This window comes from Bacillus sp. AFS001701 (assembly GCF_002559405.1).
Taxonomy (GTDB): domain Bacteria; phylum Bacillota; class Bacilli; order Bacillales; family Bacillaceae_G; genus Gottfriedia.
In genome coordinates this window covers 1-1,224 of the sequence record NZ_NTZO01000547.1, presented here as the reverse complement: position 1 = coordinate 1,224, position 1,224 = coordinate 1, and the positions used below count along the sequence as shown (strand labels likewise).

General features: G+C 22.7%; 2 protein-coding genes. Both read left to right on the top strand.

Translation table 11 applies throughout. The features are described 5' to 3' along the window. The coding region (locus CN514_RS25975) for a hypothetical protein (RefSeq protein ID WP_176526036.1) at window positions 1–760 on the top strand (760 nt) is incomplete at its 5' end. 33 nt (window positions 761–793) lie between these two features. Then, window positions 794–1,224, top strand: a 431-nt coding sequence (locus CN514_RS22515) for a hypothetical protein (RefSeq protein ID WP_176526035.1), incomplete at its 3' end; no start/stop codon positions are given.

Here is a 1,224-nt window from a genome sequence, read left to right as displayed (position 1 = left end):
ATCTTATACTTACTTGGAGAAATTCATTAATACTAAATTTGAGTTAAAAAAAATTGATAAAGATGAAATTTTTAATTATTATCTTGAAATTCTTATTCCAACTTATAATAGTACTTTTATTTCCAATGAAACTCAAGAATTAAAATTAAAATATAATGATTATTTACATGGTATTTTAATAACTATTCAACAATGGATTGAAAAAGAAAAAAAGAAGTTAACTGAAATTAACGAAAACACAGAAATAGACGTTCAAAAAAAAATAGATACTATGAGTATATTAGAGGAGATTGAAGAAGAGTTCCTTGATCTAAACAATAAACTTAGTAATCCAAGATACATAAAAAAAATCATCTCCGAATTAAGAGAGAGTTTTAACTATATTGAGTTTGACCTTTCGCAGAAAAATTCAAATATTTTTTTAGAAAACGAAGGTATAAAAATCAATCACCTAATATTTAAATTAAATATTTTTAAAGTAATATTTAAAGAGATGTATAAAAGGATTGTAATCTCAGGTAGCATAGAGGATTTTATTAATGATAATCCTAACATAATTGTTCAGTCTTTTTTTAAGGAAACTAATAAAGAAATTATTATTGTTGAAAACGAGCAAATTTTACGTGATATGAAGTATAAATTTTATAACTCGTTAATTTATTCTGATAGTATATCTAATGAAATTTTCTCAAAAATTAAAACAGAAAATGAAAAATTATTGGATAAAATAGATTCTATTGAAGAAATAGATATAGATTAATGGGATATTATTTATTTAATAAAAATGTTTAAGGTGATAAATTACTCACAAGAAATAGAAAATCCAGATATTTTAAGAAAAAGAATTAAATCCTTTACGGATATCACAGTTGCATTGGCTTCTAAAAATAAAATTACTTTGACACAGATTTTTGAGTTGTTAAGCAAAGCATCTAGAAATATCTTAATAAAATATCCAATATATCTAGAAAAAATTTCACAATATATAGGTGCAACAAAAGTTGAATTTTTAAATTCAAAAGAAAAAACAGCTTCAGAATACTATTTAAAAGAGATTGAACTACCAATAATTCTCGATGTTAACAGGAATATGCAATATATTTGCTGGTTGTATATGTTTGAAGATGATAATTACACTTATGGAAGTCTAAAAGATTCTTTCGATAAGGTAATATCTTTAAAGGATATAAATGAATTACTCATCAGTTTAAAAGATATTGAAGG